General features: G+C 49.8%; 14 protein-coding genes and 1 pseudogene. 12 read left to right on the top strand and 3 right to left on the bottom strand.

Annotation, left to right across the window (positions count from 1 at the left end):
- The first annotated feature begins 208 nt into the window (after positions 1 to 208).
- From HPY71_06495 to HPY71_06440, 12 genes are all read left to right on the top strand, one after another.
- On the top strand, positions 209 to 1,180 hold the full coding sequence (locus HPY71_06495) for a substrate-binding domain-containing protein (protein NPV53157.1): 972 nt from the start codon (positions 209 to 211) through the stop codon (positions 1,178 to 1,180).
- Positions 1,181 to 1,355: 175 nt separating this feature from the next.
- Positions 1,356 to 2,117 carry a sugar ABC transporter ATP-binding protein gene (locus tag HPY71_06490; GenBank protein NPV53156.1) on the top strand — a complete coding sequence of 254 codons (762 nt, stop codon included), beginning with the start codon at positions 1,356 to 1,358 and terminating at the stop codon, positions 2,115 to 2,117.
- A 5-nt stretch (positions 2,118 to 2,122) separates the two neighbouring features.
- Positions 2,123 to 3,094 (top strand): ABC transporter permease, encoded by a 972-nt coding sequence (locus tag HPY71_06485; protein NPV53155.1) that lies wholly within the window; start codon positions 2,123 to 2,125, stop codon positions 3,092 to 3,094.
- Positions 3,095 to 3,202: 108 nt separating this feature from the next.
- Positions 3,203 to 3,937 (top strand): creatininase family protein, encoded by a 735-nt coding sequence (locus HPY71_06480; GenBank protein NPV53154.1) that lies wholly within the window; start codon positions 3,203 to 3,205, stop codon positions 3,935 to 3,937.
- 20 nt (positions 3,938 to 3,957) lie between these two features.
- Positions 3,958 to 4,818, top strand: coding sequence for a substrate-binding domain-containing protein (locus HPY71_06475; protein ID NPV53153.1), 861 nt, complete (start codon positions 3,958 to 3,960; stop codon positions 4,816 to 4,818).
- A 1,199-nt stretch (positions 4,819 to 6,017) separates the two neighbouring features.
- Positions 6,018 to 7,076 carry a LacI family DNA-binding transcriptional regulator gene (locus tag HPY71_06470; protein NPV53152.1) on the top strand — a complete coding sequence of 353 codons (1,059 nt, stop codon included), beginning with the start codon at positions 6,018 to 6,020 and terminating at the stop codon, positions 7,074 to 7,076.
- Positions 7,077 to 7,388: 312 nt separating this feature from the next.
- Positions 7,389 to 8,561 carry an aminopeptidase P family protein gene (locus HPY71_06465; GenBank protein NPV53151.1) on the top strand — a complete coding sequence of 391 codons (1,173 nt, stop codon included), beginning with the start codon at positions 7,389 to 7,391 and terminating at the stop codon, positions 8,559 to 8,561.
- A 178-nt stretch (positions 8,562 to 8,739) separates the two neighbouring features.
- Positions 8,740 to 9,174, top strand: coding sequence for a hypothetical protein (locus HPY71_06460; protein ID NPV53150.1), 435 nt, complete (start codon positions 8,740 to 8,742; stop codon positions 9,172 to 9,174).
- Between the two features lie 85 nt (positions 9,175 to 9,259).
- The gene (locus HPY71_06455) at positions 9,260 to 10,756 is read left to right on the top strand and encodes a sugar ABC transporter ATP-binding protein (GenBank protein NPV53149.1); all 1,497 of its coding nucleotides are present in this window, start codon (positions 9,260 to 9,262) and stop codon (positions 10,754 to 10,756) included.
- Between the two features lie 38 nt (positions 10,757 to 10,794).
- Positions 10,795 to 11,772 (top strand): ribose ABC transporter permease, encoded by a 978-nt coding sequence (locus HPY71_06450; GenBank protein NPV53148.1) that lies wholly within the window; start codon positions 10,795 to 10,797, stop codon positions 11,770 to 11,772.
- A 39-nt stretch (positions 11,773 to 11,811) separates the two neighbouring features.
- Positions 11,812 to 12,771: a substrate-binding domain-containing protein gene (locus tag HPY71_06445; GenBank protein NPV53147.1), complete on the top strand. Its 960-nt coding sequence runs from the start codon at positions 11,812 to 11,814 to the stop codon at positions 12,769 to 12,771.
- Positions 12,772 to 13,008: 237 nt separating this feature from the next.
- A complete protein-coding gene (locus HPY71_06440) occupies positions 13,009 to 13,899 on the top strand; it encodes a polysaccharide deacetylase family protein (GenBank protein NPV53146.1) in 891 nt (296 codons plus the stop codon).
- A 1,011-nt stretch (positions 13,900 to 14,910) separates the two neighbouring features.
- Here the strand turns inward: HPY71_06440 and HPY71_06435 are convergent.
- The 3 genes and pseudogenes from HPY71_06435 to HPY71_06425 form a co-directional block, all read right to left on the bottom strand.
- Positions 14,911 to 15,918, bottom strand: coding sequence for a hypothetical protein (locus HPY71_06435; protein ID NPV53145.1), 1,008 nt, complete (start codon positions 15,916 to 15,918; stop codon positions 14,911 to 14,913).
- Between the two features lie 173 nt (positions 15,919 to 16,091).
- Positions 16,092 to 16,448 (bottom strand): annotated as a pseudogene (locus tag HPY71_06430) (formate/nitrite transporter family protein).
- Positions 16,449 to 16,567: 119 nt separating this feature from the next.
- On the bottom strand, positions 16,568 to 17,193 hold a 626-nt coding region (locus tag HPY71_06425; protein ID NPV53144.1), incomplete at its 5' end, for a hypothetical protein.

Below are 17,193 nucleotides of genomic sequence, written 5' to 3'. Positions count from 1 at the left end.
AAAGGTCCGATCATCGAAGTGTAGCTGTCGTTAGTGTAGGTGCAAAAGGATGAGGGGAGGTGAAATATCCAGAAAATACAAGTTAGCCGCAAGTTAGCCGCACAAAGTGAGATGTATCATGTAGTAACGACTACCTTTGTATTTGTCTAACATTCAAGAAGGGAGGGTCGAGCTACAGGGATAAATAGATCCCTGTGGCACATAATCGATGGCAAGATTTAAAGGGTTACTACCGTATCTCCTGGTCTTCGGCCTGTTACTGGGCTTGACCGGAATGGTATTTGCCGAAGGGGAAAAGCTGGTGATTGGTACTTCTATTATCACCTACGAGCATCCATTCTATATTGACGTAGTCAAGGGCATGAAACGGGTCGCTGAGAGGGCAGGAGTGGAGATGTTGCTCAATGACCCCAAGGGTGAACTCGCTAATCAGGTTCAGGCCCTTGAAACTTACATCGGACGGCGTGTAGATGCCCTGATAGTTTATGGGGTGGATCCCTCCGGTGTCGTACCGGTTGTTGAGGAAGCGACTAAACGGGGGATCCCGGTGATAACAGCTGATATGCAACTGTATACAGATAAAGTCGTTACCTTCATCGGTTCGGATAATCTGGAGATTGGGCGGAAACTGGGGGAGTATACCAAAAATTATATTGCCAAGAACATGGGCGGCAAGGCGAAAATTGGGGTTGTTTCCTGGTTGGAATCGGTAGCCCAGCAGCAGCGGCTGCAAGGGTTTAAGGAAAAAGTAACCGAACTTCCTGGGGTGAGAATCGTTACTGTCCAGCAAGGGAAAATGCGAGATATTGCCATGGCCTCCACTGAGAATATCATCACAGCTCATCCTGATATCAACATGATTATGGGTACCAACCAAGTAACCTGCATGGCTGCCGTGGCGGCTTTGGAAATGGCCAACAGGCGGGACATCAAAGTAGTCGGTGTCGACATTGATACAGAAATTATGCGGGCTATTAAGGAAGGAAAACTGCTCGCAACTGTGGCTCAGCAACCGCTTCTCCTCGGGGAAGCTTCCATGCAAGCGGCCATAATCAAAGCCGCCGGTAAGAAGCTCATCGGGTCTGACTTTGTACCCAACAGGATTGTAATCCCAACGCTTTTGGTTTCTAAGGAAAATCTTAAACAGGCGGAGGCTCAGCTAGAAATCCAGAAATATTAGGCCAAAAATATTAGACCTGTAGGGATAGGTCCCCCGCCTCACCAACCCCGGGGCGGGGGTTTCTGGGCCAGAGAATATACCGACTTGTTTGTTGAGTAAGAACATGGCTTAATGAGTTAGCACAGAAGGCACAGAAGGCGTTTCTCAGTTGTCTTCGTTGAGGGGGGCTGCACCCATGCCGAACATAGAACAGGAGCCTTTATTGAAGGTAGAAGGAGTCTCGAAAGCATTTGGGGCTGTTCAAGCCCTAATTAATGTTAGTTTCTCCCTCTGGCGAGGGGAGATCTTAGCTTTGGTGGGTGACAATGGGGCGGGGAAGTCGACCCTGATTAAGGTTATTTCGGGGGCCCACGCACCCGATAGCGGGCGGGTGTGGTTCAACGGCCAAGAGGTGACGATTTTCACTCCTCAACATGCCAGGGACTTAGGTATTGAGACTATATATCAGGATCTGGCGTTGGCAAACAAACGGAGTATTGCAGAAAATATATTCCTGGGAAGGGAGTTCACTCGTAACTTCCTTGGTTTCGTAAAAGTGTTGGACAAGAAGCGCATGGACGAGGAGTCTGCCCCCATATTTGAGAGGCTGAAAGTGAATATTGGTTCGGTGAGGAGCCCGGTAGGTAAGCTGTCCGGTGGCCAGAGGCAGGCTACTGCCATTGCCAGGGGGATTTATTGGGACGCCAAGTTGATTATTATGGATGAGCCTACCGCTGCTCTTGGCGTAAGAGAAAGTGAAAAGGTATGTCAAACAATAGAACAGGTTAAGAATCAAGGAATCGCCGTTATTCTCATAAGTCATAACCTCGAGGACGTCTTTCGTGTCGCTGACCGCATCCTGGTCCTTCGCCGGGGGAGTGTAGTTGGTGAGCGCAAAACGACTGAAACAACCCGAGATGAAGTGGCTAGACTCATGATAACTGGAGGTGACTTTTAGCTCTTATGGACCAAGTCAGGATCAGACAGGTACAGACATCATCCGTTACGAAATTCCTGAGGGGATACGGCCTTTTCATAGGGCTTGGTATCTTATTCACCCTTTTCTCAGTCTTGAGCCGGTACTTTTTGACCGTCAACAATCTCTTCAACGTGGGCAGGCAGATCGCCGTCACCTCCATCATTGCTTTTGGGATGACGTTCATAATCACCGCCGGTCAGATCGACCTCAGTGTCGGTTCCGGGGTTGCACTTACCGGTTTGCTTACCGCCGTTCTTGTAAGCCGAACTGCTCTACCAGCCTACATCTGGCCGTGGGTGATAATCGGCGTGGGAGTTGGAATGGGCCTCTTGCACGGGTTCTTTGTAGCCAAGCAAAAGATCCCCGCTTTCATTGTGACCCTTGGGACAATGGGAATCATCCGCGGAATTGGTTTTTTCATGACCAAAGGTTATCCAATTTACATAGAGTCCAAAGGATTCCGTGAACTTGCCCGCGGAGACCTTTTGGGCATCCCCACTCCTATAGTTATCATGATAGTCCTATGGTGCATTTGCGAATTTGTTTTCACTCAGACTCGGCTCGGCAAGTACATTCAAGTGGTGGGCGAGAATAGTGAGGTTGCCCGCCTCTCCGGTATCGAAGTCGACAAGATACTTTATAAGGTATTCATCATCGGTGGGGTTCTCACGGCAATTGGTGGTATCCTGATGGCCTCACGCTTAGGTACTGGCTCGCCGGCTGTCGGAGAAGGGTTGGAATTAGAGGTCATTGCCGCAGTGATCCTGGGGGGAACAAGTCTATTCGGGGGAGAGGGAACACTTATTGGAACCATAATGGGGGCGATTTTTATCGGAATGTTGGTGAACGGAATGATTCTCCTGAACGTCTCTCCCTATGCTCAAATGGTGGCTCGCGGTATCGTGGTTCTGGGAGCTGTTTGGCTGAACACTTCTGAACATCGGCGGCTAAGGTGATTAGAAGCGATGCAGTCATAACTAAATGCTCGTAGTAGTAGCGGAGGAACAGAAATCTGGTGGATGATTGTTTCGATGAGTTTTTAAGGAAATGGGGGCTAGAATAAGATGAGACTTGAGACTCTTTTCCCGTTCCAACTTAGAGAGGCCATCGAAAAACGGTGGCCGTTAGTGATTCCGGCCGGAACAATAGAATACCACGGTGAACATCTGGGCTTCGGAACAGATACGCTGGTGGTAACACGGATTCTCGAACTCTTGGAGAAAGAAAAGGATATGATTCTTGCTCCGCCCATATATTACGGGCCGTCTTCCTACGCCGTGGCGGGGCCGGAGCAAGGAACAATTCATGTTGACGTCGATAATTTTGAACATTATGTTCGGGATGTTCTCTGGGGGATGCTTCTGACCGGTTTCCGCAATATCTATGTGGTCATTCACCATCAATATGAGAATGGGATCGAGTTACCGGAAGCCCTTTGCTTCATCAAGTCGGCACGTCAGCTTATCTTCCGGTTTTTGGAGGAGAAACACGGCCGTGGCTGGTGGGGCCGACCGGAAAACGCCAGGTTTTATGAAACTTTAGACAAGGCGGATAACCCCTGGAACTGGATTAAGGTAATCCCGCTAATGGCTCCGGAGGTGCAACAGGCCACAGGTTACGACCACGCGGGTCAATATGAGACGTCGCTCATGATAGCTACATGCCCGGAAGGGGCGGCGATGAATCAACTTAAGGAGGGGCAACCCTGGTTTGTGCAGATGGCTCGCCATGCTTCTCAGGAATTGGGTCAACGGATGGTGCAATTGATTCTTGACCAGTTGAGAAAGGTTATTGTTTAGAGCCGGGGGGCCACCGACCGGTGTTAAGAGTGCACTTCAGTTTACTAACGACCAACTTCATATTCTTTCAGGAACTCATTGTTGGTGCCCGGGCGGCGGCAGACAGGGCGGGACTCTGTTTGACCGTATCAGATGCTGACGGCTCAAGGGAAACACAGATTGCCCAGGTTACCGATGCATCCGACTGTGATGCGCTAATAGTTGTCACAGGTGACCGAAGGGTTCTGGAACACGCCTTTGCCGTGAAGGTGATCCCCACGGTACTGGTTGACTTTCCTCTCGGCCTGCCGGACATACCGTTTGTGGGGTCTGATTCGTATTCGGGTGGGCTGGAATTGGGGAAATATGTGGCTGTCAAAATCAACCCTCGAAAAGAGGGGATTCGAGTCTTAGCATTAGTAAATCCCGTCTCTCCGGAATCAGAATTGCGACTACAAGGCTTCCTTGACGGCTTGCGGAAAGTAGGCCCTGCCAGTTGTCTCTGCCGGCTATCACTTTCCGACATCGCATCAGCAGATGAGTTGAGGAGACTGATTGAAGAAGTGCCTGATGCAGACTGCCTCTTTGGTTACGATGGGGTGGCTCTTGAACTTTTGCTCGAAGCTTCTCGAGGGATGCATCACCATTATTACATAGCAGGCTTCGATCTTTCCGACCGGATTGAAAGGGCGCTTGAAACAAATACACGTTTAATTGCCGTCGAGGCGCAAAATCCGCAACTTGTCGGGGAAGTTGCTGTCCAGCACGCATGCATTCTGGCGGCAGGTGCTAAACTTGTCGGCTCATCATGGTTACCGCCGAAAACATTGATTCCATGCCGACTAGTTCTTTCCAAATGCAGGGAACCGAGAGCCCAAAGGCGGGGGTATCTCAATACTTAGATCTCCGAGAGGTGGAAATCGATAAGCAGGATTGGCAAAAAACGTGGATCATAAGTAGGATATCATAACCAATCCTAAGGGTCATAAAGTTCATTGGTCTAAATCTTTCGATGCATCGGCGGATAGCATTTTTAAACGCTGTTAAAGTCTTACAAAGGCGATTTGGTGATACCCAACGTCTTCATTACGTAATACTTAACTTATGATACAAACTTCCATATTGTTACCAGAGGTTGGACGTGCCGCCCCATGCAGCATATCTTTGAAAAACATGCTGCACTACGCAGCATGTTCTGGCGGGATGTGCTGCAATCTGCAGCATCGGGGATAGCGATGCTACTCATTACAGCATATCTTTAAGATAACATGCTGTAGACTGCAGCATGTTTTTAAAAGATGTGCTACTCTTTGCAGCATGTTTTCAGAAAATATGCTGCAAGCTGCAGCATGGTAAGGGATGAGGGATAAAAGATGGGGGATGGGGTGTACTCAAATCCTGGCAGCAATATGGAAATCTATATCATAAGTTGAGGAACCGCATCAGCAATCCCTTGACAGGTTTTAGGCGCAACATCAGCCAATAATCCGACGACCTATCGACAAAGCGACCAGATGCTTTCCTCTCGCCTGCACAGGCCAAAGTACCGTTCAATGGCCTTGTATATCCCGTATATAGGATAGGGTGTGGTTTTAATGTTTATCCCCCATAAGTACCCCATCTTTATCCTATATGCCATTTAGCTGGCCTTTTGTCCATACCTAACAAAGTAGTATTATGAGGAAGTCAGAGATATCGGGTGAGATGGTCAGATGTTTTTGTTTTTGCGGTACCAAGGAAGGATTTCTCGGTAAGCTATAGAATAATTAATTATGAACATATGGAATCGATACCTAGTAGCGATACAATTAAAGTAGAATAGACCTTTAAGGTAGAATAGGCTTTCATGCTGCCTGCGGTGGCACCGATAGAGGATGCAGATGACCTTTATAGAGCTATTTTGAGTAGATCTCTGTGCGTCGGCATAGCGCTATGGAGAATGGAAATACCTCTGGAAGTGATTGGATTATTTCGGAGTAGACAGACCCGCATGCCGCCCAGGCGGCACCACCAGAGAATGAAAATGGCTTTAGCTGGGGTAATATTTATTTTCGAGGTAGACTCTACAACAGACGAAGGAGCAAGGTGAGGGTAGGATTTCATGAAAGTGACTATAGCAGATGTTGCAAGACTCGCTGGTGTTGGTACAACGACTGTTTCACGGGTAATCAACAATGCCAGGAATATACGTGAGGAGACGCGGGAAAAGGTTCTCCGGGCTATGCGGGAGTTAGACTACTATCCGAATTTAGCGGCTCGCTCCCTGAGCAGAGGAGATACGCTAGATGCTTCCAGGTCCCGGTGTATAGGGGTCGTCCTTGGAGAGGATGTTACACAAACCCATACCTACTATTCAGATATTCTCGAAACAATTGAAAGGGAGCTTGCAGATCGCCAGTATCATGTGATATTTTCAACTCTTAGCAGCGGTCCGCTTGGTAACGGAGGCAAAACCCTGCAGATGGTCCATGATAGGATAATCCAGGCCGCAGTTATCGTGGGTCAGGCTCCCCGGGTCACCCTTGATATGTTTGTTAAAGAGGAGGTCCCCGTGGTCCTGGTTGATGCGCCGGCCAATGTGGATGGGATCGATAGTATAATCTGTGATAATGTAAGAGGAGCCAGGATGATGGTTTCCCACCTTGTAGGGCTTGGGCATAAAAGGATAGCGTTGATTAGAGGCCCCAGGGAGCATTTTTTCTCTCTGGATATAAGTAAAGGCTACCGTGAGGGCCTTGCGGAATACGGGCTCGAGATAGATGAGTCACTCATCAAAGAGGGCGACTACCACCCTGAAAGCGGTTATGTAGCCATGTCTAGTCTCTTACAACTTCCGAAGTCAGACTGGCCTACAGCAGTATTCGCCAATGACGAGATGGCTATTGGGGCCATTAGGGCTATAAACGAGAGAGGGCTTAAGGTGCCAGGAGATATATCCGTTGCTGGGTTCGATGGTATAGAATTATTGATGCATACTCAACCTTCTCTGACAACTATCCAGGTGCCAAGGAAATCGATGGGGCGCCTGGCGGTCAAGAAGCTCATGGAGTTGTTCGAAGAGGGTAGGGACGGCCATTGCTTCTCTACAAGCATCCTCCCGGTAAAGCTTATAGTGAGAGAGTCAACGGCAGTTTGCTCCCAAAGATGGGAGTCTACCTGACCGATTACCCTTTTTTTGATACAGCCAACGGAGTTAAGGTAGAATAGAGTTCGAATTTCACCTAGAATATAGTCCCAAAACATTCTGGTAGCTTAGGAGGATTCCGGAGTCTTAGGGCGAATAATTAAGCACCGATACCGGTATCGATACCAAAACGAGTCGCCAAACCTGCATCCGCAGGTTATCCCCAGGCTATATCGATAATGGCACCGGGGAATGGGAGAGCATGAGTTTGGCGAGGCAAAGGCCAGAGTCAGAATGAGGTCAGGATGAAATCAGGATGAGATCAAACATCGAAAGCGAGGGAGAAAAATGGGGATACCCAAGGAAGAATCCACAGCGAGAATCAAGCGCACCCAAACACTCCTTGCCGAAAAAGGGCTCGATGCCGCCCTGATTTATTACGATGAATTGAATATAGCAAATGGGTGGTATCTCTCGGGATGGTGCCCTCAATTCGAGAGCGGGGCAATATTGGTTCCGGCGCAAGGTGATGCTTGTATACTTGGAGGTCCTGAATCGGAGCCTTTTGCCAGGGAATCATCCGCCATCAAAGAGACCAGGAACGTCCAGGTCTTCATGGTCCCTGAGGAAGAGTATCCTATGGCGAGGGTTGTTACCTTCGATGTCGTATTCCACGAGATAGTTGGGAGAAAGGTAAGCCGCCTCGGCATAGTGGGACTCAATAAGATGCCCTATAGAGTCTATTCTCACCTACAGGCTGATTTACATGGGATAGAGTTCATCGATATAACTGAAGAATTTGAGGAGTTTAGGGTTATAAAGAGTGAATGGGAGATCGAGTCAATAAAGAAATCATTCCAGATTGCAGATGAAGGGTTTAAGGTTATCCTCGAGAATATAGCACCCGGCGTGCCCGAGTACTACCTTGCCGGCCTCGCTGAAGGGAAGATGCGTACACTCGGGGCAAACTGGTTCGGCTTTAAGACTATCATGGGTGCCGGCGAACGGAGCAATGGGGTGGTCCCAACAGCATCCGACCGTATCCTCGAGGAAGGCGACACCCTCCTCGCCGGGGTGAGCCCCCGCTACAATGGTTACAGTTCAGCCGCCGGGCTTTCCCTCTTCGTCGGCAACAAGGCTAGTGCCGAGCAAAAGCGCTACCTCGCAGATGCTGTCGAAGCCTTCTCATTGACCCGGGAGCAGCTCGTCCCTGGCAGGTCGGCAGTGGAAATCGATGCAGTTCCGCGCAACTTCCTAAAGGGGCGAGGATATGCGCCGTATATGCTTGTTCCATATGTACATACCATCGGTCTGCTCGAGGCGGAGGCCCCGTTTTTTGGGCCCAATAGCCGCGATGTATTGCAGCCGGGTATGACTGTTTGTATTGACGTGAGCCTCTTTGGCCATCCAACCCTTTATGGGGTTAGGGTGGAGACTGGTTATGTCATAACCGAAAAGGGTGCGGAACCCCTTTCCCCTTACATGGAAGACTTGATCATGAATGCGCCAAGCAGGCTTTGAGCGTAGCCTGAGGTAGCCTATTGCATCTAGATTGCCTTCCGCTTCGCTTGCGTGTATCAGGATTCATCAAGGTAGCTATCCAAGCGAAGCGGGGCAATCCTGTAATCGTGTAATACATGGAATATATGAGATGCATGCCAGAGAGAGACTATTGTGACAAAGCGAGGGAATACAGAAAATGAACGCTTCAAATGCCGGCACCGCTAGCACCGATACCTGCGGGTGGACCAATAATATCGGCGAAGTGAAAGGGGAAGGCCATAGGGTATGGGTGGTCCCGGATGGGGACCTTCCTCCAAGAGGGGATGGTGAGCTCGAAGGTCACGAATCCCTCATAATTTTAAATACCAATAGAGAAAATGCTCACATCTTGATCGACATTTACTTTACGGATCGAGATCCTGTTTTAGGAATCCCTTATACTGTTGATGGACAAAGGGTCCTCTGCATACGGCTGGATAAACCCATCGGGCCGGATAGTTATAGGATACCGTTTGGGCAGTATGCTCTTCGAATACGTAGCGACGTCCCCGTGGTGGTCCAGTTCGGTCGCCTCGATGTTCGCCAGCCTAACCTTGCATATTATGGAACAATGGCATTCCCCGTTGCGTAGGACGCCTTCGGGGATTTCTGGAGGTATTAAAATAGGGCCTTGGCTCGTGGACTAACGTGAATCATGAACGTGGAGTGAAGGGAAGATGTCCGACGGGTACCTGCTTGATATGAGAGGTATATCCAAGCGCTTCCAGGGTATTGTTGCGCTTGATAACGTTGACTTCAAGGTTAGGCCAGGAGAAATCCACGCGTTGGTTGGGGAGAATGGGGCTGGTAAGTCGACGCTTATCAAGATCTTGAGCGGCATACATCGAAAGGATTCGGGGAGCATTACCTTTCGAGATACAGAGGTTGATATCCAGGGTCCAAGACATGCACAGCAGCTAGGGATCGCCACAGTTCACCAGGAATTAAACCTGATCCCTGCTCTCTCCGTGAGGGAGAATGTCTTTCTTGGACGCTTGCCGCATCATGGTAGTTTAGGAGTGGTGGACTGGGATGAATTAGAACGCAATACCGAGAAACTCCTTGGACAACTGGGAGTTGAGCTTGACCCCAAAATCCCCGTGCGAGAGCTGGGCGTAGCTGAGCGTCAGCTTGTAGAGATAGTCAAGGCATTATCCTGTGGTGCGCGGCTTGTAATAATGGATGAGCCTACCTCTGCACTCTCCCAAGGCGAGGTAAGGCAGCTTTTCGACATAGTCAAAGGCCTAAAAGCAAAGGGTGTAACATTTATCTTTGTCTCCCATAGATTGGAGGAACTTTTTCAAATAGCAGATAGTATTACCGTGCTCAGGGATGGTCGTGTTATTGGTACAAAGAAATTGGATGAGGTCACTTACAACCAAATAGTTGGTATGATGGTAGGCAGAGAATTGACAGATCTCTTCCCCAAGGTTGAGGTCGAGATCGGCGAACCCGTGCTCAGAGTCGAAGGGTTGTCAAGGGTGGGAGAATTCGAAAATATATCATTTGAAGTTAGATCCGGCGAGATTCTGGGGATAGCGGGTCTCATGGGGGCCGGCCGTACAGAGCTCGCCCGGTCGATTTATGGCATAAAGCCTCCGACGTCAGGCAGCATCTATATGGACGGTCGGAGGCTCAAGATATCGCGACCAACGGATGCCATAAAGCATGGCATCTATCTTCTACCCGAGGATAGAAAGAATCAAGGCCTCGTCCGGAAGATGACAGTGCGCGAGAATACCTCGCTTTCGGTACTTTCGTCCCTGAGCATGCATGGGTTTTTCATCAACCGAAACAAGGAACGGGCCAATGTTGAAGACGCTGTAGATAGATTGAACGTCAAAACACCTTCTATTGAACAGCTGGTGGAGAATCTTAGCGGCGGTAATCAGCAAAAAGTAGTCTTTGCCAAGGGAATGTTGACGCGTCCCAGGGTACTTATCCTTGATGAACCAACTCGAGGGATCGATGTCGGTGCAAAACGCGAGATTCACCGCCTCATGGGAGAGTTTGCGCAGGCGGGAGGCGCAGTCATAATGATTTCCTCGGAGTTGCCGGAAGTCCTAGGCATGAGCGATAGGATAATCGTTATGGCCAGGGGCCGGATTACGGGGGAATTCCTGCGCCATGAGGCCACCCAGGAGGGAATCCTCCGCTGCGCGCTGGGGGGTTGAGGTTAGTAGAGTTGGAGTTGCCCAGGAGGTAATGGGGAATGAAGAAGAGCTTTCTCCAGAAGTACGGCATAGTGATTGTGCTTGTAGGAATCTGCGTCGTTCTGTCATTCATGTCGCCCGTATTTCTTACTGTATCAAATCTGACAAATGTAGTCAGGCAGATATCCATGAATGGGATACTGGCTGCGGGAATGACGATGGTAATTATAACGGCTGGTATTGACCTTTCTGTGGGTTCTCAGGTTGCGTTAACCGGCGCAATAGTAGCCGGCCTGCAACCTCACGGCACCTGGGTTGCGGTGTTCGCTGGCTTGCTCTTGGGAGCTTTCCTCGGCTTCACAAATGGCTTTATCATTTCAAAGGGGGGCATCCCGCCCTTCATCGTCAGCGTTGGGATGTTGACTGCCGCGCGTGGGCTCACCCTCATCTATACCGGTGGGAGGCCAATCTACGACCTGAATGAAGATTTTCGATTCATCGGGGCGGGCTACGCTGGTCCAATCCCGGTGCCAGTTATAATCCTCGCAGTGGTGCTCCTCATATGTCACTTCCTTCTCTCATCTACGGTTTTTGGACGTGAGGTTTATGCAATCGGCGGGAACGAGGAGGCAGCAAGGTATTCTGGTATCGATATAGATAAGCGGCGCATGACAGTATATACCATAATGGGTATCCTTTGTGCCATTACCGGGATTGTGCTGACGTCGAGGTTAAATTCAGCCGATCCGACGGCCGGTATGGGCTTCGAGCTTGATGCCATTGCTGCTGTTATTATCGGGGGAACGAGCCTGTTTGGTGGCGAAGGAACTATTTTGGGTACGTTAATCGGCGCCTTGATTATAGGGGTTTTGAACAACGGGTTTAACCTTCTAAACGTCTCTTCATACTACCAGCAGATTTTTAAGGGGGTGATAATAGTCGGGGCGGTGCTCATGGACAGTTACGCTCGGAAGAGGCAAGTTACAGGTGGGGTGATTGCTAGAAAGGAGGGGAAAGCGGCAAGTCATCTCATGTAAGATATGCCTTAACAAATTTGTGAAAAGGAGGAGATATGTATGTTAAAAAACCAAAAGCTCGTGGCGATCAGCCTGATCCTTCTGTTCGTGCTTACTATGAGCTTATTTAGCCCTATTAGCTATGCTGCGAAGGGCAAGTACCGCATCAGCGTGGCGCTATGTACCCTGAACGTACCGTTCTTTGTGGAAATGAAGAAGGGCCTGGAGGAGGAAGCCGCAAAGCAGGGAGTCCAACTTTATATCGCAGATGCCAACAACAGTCCCGGAACCCAGCTCGCGCAGGTTGAAGACATGATTACTCAAAAGTTTGATCTCATTATACTTAACCCCGCTGATGCCAAAGCCCTCATCCCAGCTGCACGAGCGCTTAACAAATCGGGGATACCATGGATAACGCTGGATAGGTTCGTTGACGAGAAAGGCTATATCTTACATGTCGGCGCTTCGGCTGAAATGGGAGGATATTTTGGCGGCAAGGCCCTTGTTAAAGCCCTCAATGGAAAGGGAAGGGTTATAGTGCTCGAGGGTATCCCTGGCTCCTCGGCCAGCAGGGATCGCAGTAAGGGATTCACAAGCGTCATTAGCAATTACCCAGGTATAAAGATAATAGCACAGCAGCCTGCTGATTTCTCGAGGCAAAAGGCAATGGAGGTCATGGAGAATCTACTCCAGGCACATAGGGATATCGATGCTGTCTATGCCTACAATGACGAGATGGCCCTGGGCGCTATTAATGCGATCGAGGCGGCAGGGCGTAAAGGGATAATTGTCATAGGTTGCGATGCAGAAGATGAGGCTATTGAGGCGGTCAAGAAGGGGAGGATGTATGCGACAGTGGATTTCGCCCCCCGGAAGACAGGGCGGGATGCCGTGAGGGTTGCTGTCCAACTGCTTGAAGGCCAGGAAGTGCAAGGGGTTTATTTTAGTCAGGGGAAGAACTGGGTGCCATGGGTTATGACTGTGGCTGATATCGTGGATGCGCAGAGTTTGAAAAAGTAGGTATAATTATAGGCACAGGCTTGGTGTCTACCCCATGCATTTTGAAAGTACATAGCCATCTGTCAGCATCGAATTAACGCTTACAGGAAGCTGGGGTGCTCGGTCGACAGGCCTGTGCCTTCTGATCATTTTGATCATTTAGTTATAATGGGGGTTGTTCTTGTGGTTACGATGGGCGAGATTCCTGGGAACCGCGTTTTGTAAGGAAAGGGATTCCTGGGGAGAGGGGGCTGTACTGTGGAAAAGGGAATTACCGTTGTCTTTGGCTTTGACGTTGAAACCGATCTCGGCAGCTGGACTCCATTTTATGATGGGGTTGAGAAAGGGACACCGAAGCTCTTGGAGTTGCTCGGGGATGCAGATGTAAAGGCGACATTCTTTTTTACTGGGGAGGCAGCTTCAAAGTTCCCGGCCTTGGTGCGGGAGATAGATTCCAGAGGACATGAAGTGGGATGCCACAGTCTTTATCACGAAACCATAGGTGATGAGCTTTTTCCGATCCCCGGGGTTAAGCCGCTTCTCCCTGAGGAGGTTCCCCTGCGAGTCAAAAGGGCGACCGAGCTAGTGGAGGCTGCTGTCGGCAAGGAGGTTTTGTCTTTCAGATGCCCTCGACTCTGGGGTAGCACGGCCGTGGTAAATGCCCTGGAGGATCTCGGGTTTCTTGCGGACGCCTCTTACCCTCTTTATTATTACAGGGAGAGGCTGATCCCGTACCACCCGAGTAGGAACGATTGGACCAAGGAAGGCGATATGAGGCTGCTTGAAATACCCAATTTCGCCGATATGTCCATGGAAAGCCGTGATGAGTTCGGCCGTGATCGGGATCAGTGGCCCCTCTTTAGAACAGATGGAGCAGATAAACTTATGATTCACGTTAGAAACTATATCAGTTATTTGAAAGAGAGATCGCTCCCTGTGGTTCTCTGCTTTTATATGCACCCCTGGGAGTTTGTCGAGATGCCGGGGGGGCTTATCCATTATGGAGAAGGTAGCGTCATGCCCGATGAATTCATAACGAGAAATTGCGGGGATAAGGCCCTCATGGAACTCGGAAATCTGATCCGGGATCTCAAAGAAGAAGGGGCCGGGTTCATGACTACATCTGAATTGGCCCGGGCCTGGAAATAGGATCGAGTAGAGCATAGTTAGAGAGGCTAATCGCCCTCGAGAGATCTTTTGAACCGATAGTCCGACGATTTCCTGGTTTCTAAAAGGACTACCATGAGCCCTCTTGGGGTACATTGTTATACCCGGGGAGGCTTTTTCTTAGCACGCATAACCCTTGGGATGGGCAACGATGCTGGTGGCAGGCATCATTCCCGACGGACGATGACGATGCTGATGGCAAGCACTGTCCCCGGCGGATGATGCTAATAGCTAACACTGTTCTCGATGGACGATGCTAATGGCTAGCATCGTTCTCGGCGGACAATGCTAATGGCTAACACTGTTACTGGCGGATGATGCTAATGGTCAGCACTATTCCCAACGAACAGTGCTAATGGCCAGCACTGTTCCCGATAGACAATGCTGATGGCAGACATCGTGTGGAGCGGATGAAGCTGACATTGGATACTTTCTTATCCCACACCTTATGCGTGGCAAGAAAGGTTTGAGCTTCGCTTTTGATGTTTCAGGGTATCCAACCTAAATTCGCCTTACGAAGCTATATCAAGGATCATAAACCCTCAATCCCTCCGGTCAATCCTTCATGCAATAATAAGGCGCGCCCGGGAGAAGAAGTGTCTCGCATGATAACCACCTTGGGACTATCATATCACTTTTTAGGTGGTTACCCACACAAAATAGCGAAGAACCAGAGGCCAAAGACTTTGCTCATATAGAGCCCCCTTTTCGGGGTAATGTTTGCCTCGCCAATGATGTTCGGCATACTGGCTTCGACCCCGTATGCCTGTTTAATGCCGAACGACAGGGCCTGGGGCTGGCAACGCACCCCAGGGTGTCATGACCTGGATAACGTAGCCCCCTCAGGCTTGTGTCTAGTGGCTGAGGCTGGTCGGCTCCGGGCTTGCTCATCACGATCCCCCGGCTTTAGCCGTGGGGTAGCTGACTATTATATGCTAGTCGATGTCTTCCCTGATAGGCTAGAAGTAATGGCCAAACGCCTGGATGGGTCGATCATGGATTCGTTTCGCCAATTTTAAATGTCCCTACCACCTCTTCGAAAATACGTAAATATTTATCGTAAAACTTTTTTGGGCTTTTATAGGCGAGCACATAAAAACCTTCCTCGCCCTTGACCACAATGAACCTGGCCTTTAGCCAATACTTGATCGTAACCAGTGGCCCGCGCTGTATCTCCTGGTAGACTTCATAGGTTATTTCTTTAGCTTCTCTTCCGTTGAATTTGATTTCCTTCGGCTTCTCATATCGGGATTGGTTGCTACCCTCCCTTTTCAGGAGCAGTTCCTCATAATCCTTGATAAAACTTTCATAAGTCTCATTTTGCCGGTTGTTCTTACTGTAATATCCCACGTAAATAAGGGGGTCGGGAAAGAAATAACGCTCGCCGTCTTCCGGTTTGGCCTTCTCCGGCATCGTCAGGTGGACCTCGAAAATACCGGCCTTTTCATCGCCTTCCCGGTCCCGCTCCAACTTCCAACGGTCCGGGAGGTAGCAGGTAAAATAATCATGGTCCATTATGAATTTAGTAAACGGTTCCGGTCTTACTTCTTTGAGCTTGGGAAATTCTAAAGTGAAGTATTTTTCGATAATAGAGAATAAAGAGTTCTCTGAAGGTTGAGTTCGAGACAATGAATATACCCGGTTTGTGATGGAATAGGTAAAATCGCCTGTTAATCCCAGATCCGTTTCTAAGTCAAATAGAAGTAAAACTCCACCATCTACTATCGCCTTACATTCATCAGGTCGGATCCGGATGATTGTCAGAAGATAATGCGGTGCTTTCGGGGATAACCCTACTTCCTTTTTCACGTCGATTTTGAAGGAATTCTTATCCGTACAGCCGTTACTGGATACTCTAATTATAAATTTTGTCGGACCCATCAGGAGTTCTTGTAAGACCTCTTCTTCCGTTTGGCTCGGGCCACTGGAGTACCCGGCATAGGATATTGGGGCAAAAGACGAAACACCTAAAACCATGGCAAGAACAAGGAACATCCTCATGAATTCTCCCCCACGAATCCCTAAACGACTTTGTCGTGTAGACATATCGATTCCTCTTCCTCTCTTGCCTGTTTAGACAAAACGTTCGTGCTATGCGTTGTTTCACTACCCGGCACATTTATCATACTGACACCCTCTCACAATGCACCTACTTTGCGGGATTCTGCGCGGGATTAGCCAACCTGCCAATGAACAAGATGCTTCCTGAACGGAGATCGCGAATCAGGAAAACGAACGGACGATGTTACGCACGAAGAATGTTTCCAGGTTGCATGCAAGACCGGAACCCGCGTCGCAAGGGCCTGGGCTGTCCGAGCGAACGCAATGTATGCTGGGTCGGTGCCCGCGAAGATGCCGAGGGGCACGAAAAACATATTGGCCACGGAGTGCTCGAAACCGATGGCCACGAAGGCCATGATCGGCTACCAGATGGCCAGCATTTTCCCCGTAACGTCCTCGGCGCTGAAGGCCATCCACACAGGGAGCGCCACGAACCAGTTGCACCCCACGCCTCGCAAAAACGCCTCCATCAAGAAAGCGCGGTCATGGCATTGGCGACCTCCACGGCGAAAGTTGCCCACGGCATCCGCGTCACCACGTCGCCTACCCTCACCGGGTTCCATTATTTATTTTATCTCGGAAAGGTAGGCTAATCTGAGTCCCTCAAGATGTCATCGGGAAACCATTCGTCGGTCGACACCTGATACGCCCGCCGCGGTGCCCGCGAGATGTCTATCCTGACATCGTCATTGAACTTGAACGGCCCCTTGTACCGGACGAGCTGCATGAACACGGCCTCGTGGGCCTTGAAGAACTCCTCAGCGCCACTGTACACCGACTTCAGCTCGCCCTTCGCGACCTGCTCGGATGTGCTTGCGAACGGCGAGCACCACGTTCCGTCGGGCCATATGCCGCATATGCCGCAGCACGGAGAGAATCTATCTTCTGTGTAGAGGGGTTCTTGGAAGAGCGGGTCGCACAACGTGCCGGGCGCCACGACCACGAGGTCTATCTGGCCTTCGCCACCGAACGTATTGGTCGTCTTGAGCGGGTAGAAGAGCTCTTTGCTTTTGAATCTGTAGACTATAGGTTCCACGAAGCGCGTCTCCGGCGTGACCTCCACGACATCGAAAACGAAGTACCTTATATTCCGGCTCACATAGTCAGAAGCGATCTCCTGCACTCTGGCGAAGTCTTCCGATTGAAGTGCGCCCTTGTTCGCAAGACGCGCCTCCACCCACTGCCGGAACGCCTGGATCTCATTGATCTTTACGA

Source organism: Bacillota bacterium, from assembly GCA_013178125.1.
GTDB lineage: Bacteria > Bacillota > SHA-98 > Ch115 > JABLXJ01 > JABLXL01.
The sequence above is the reverse complement of the archived record's forward strand: the minus strand, read 5'-3'. Positions and strand labels throughout refer to the sequence as shown.

Excerpts from the sequence above, each read along its gene's own strand:
- HPY71_06490 (NPV53156.1), top strand. The coding sequence starts at position 1,356 with ATGCCGAACATAGAACAGGAGCCTTTATTGAAGGTAGAAGGAGTCTCG.
- HPY71_06495 (NPV53157.1), top strand. The coding sequence starts at position 209 with ATGGCAAGATTTAAAGGGTTACTACCGTATCTCCTGGTCTTCGGCCTG.
- HPY71_06485 (NPV53155.1), top strand. The coding sequence starts at position 2,123 with ATGGACCAAGTCAGGATCAGACAGGTACAGACATCATCCGTTACGAAA.
- HPY71_06465 (NPV53151.1), top strand. The coding sequence starts at position 7,389 with ATGGGGATACCCAAGGAAGAATCCACAGCGAGAATCAAGCGCACCCAA.
- HPY71_06470 (NPV53152.1), top strand. The coding sequence starts at position 6,018 with ATGAAAGTGACTATAGCAGATGTTGCAAGACTCGCTGGTGTTGGTACA.
- HPY71_06450 (NPV53148.1), top strand. The coding sequence starts at position 10,795 with ATGAAGAAGAGCTTTCTCCAGAAGTACGGCATAGTGATTGTGCTTGTA.
- HPY71_06455 (NPV53149.1), top strand. The coding sequence starts at position 9,260 with ATGTCCGACGGGTACCTGCTTGATATGAGAGGTATATCCAAGCGCTTC.
- HPY71_06445 (NPV53147.1), top strand. The coding sequence starts at position 11,812 with ATGTTAAAAAACCAAAAGCTCGTGGCGATCAGCCTGATCCTTCTGTTC.
- HPY71_06435 (NPV53145.1), bottom strand. The coding sequence starts at position 15,918 with ATGAGGATGTTCCTTGTTCTTGCCATGGTTTTAGGTGTTTCGTCTTTT.
- HPY71_06480 (NPV53154.1), top strand. The coding sequence starts at position 3,203 with ATGAGACTTGAGACTCTTTTCCCGTTCCAACTTAGAGAGGCCATCGAA.
- HPY71_06460 (NPV53150.1), top strand. The coding sequence starts at position 8,740 with ATGAACGCTTCAAATGCCGGCACCGCTAGCACCGATACCTGCGGGTGG.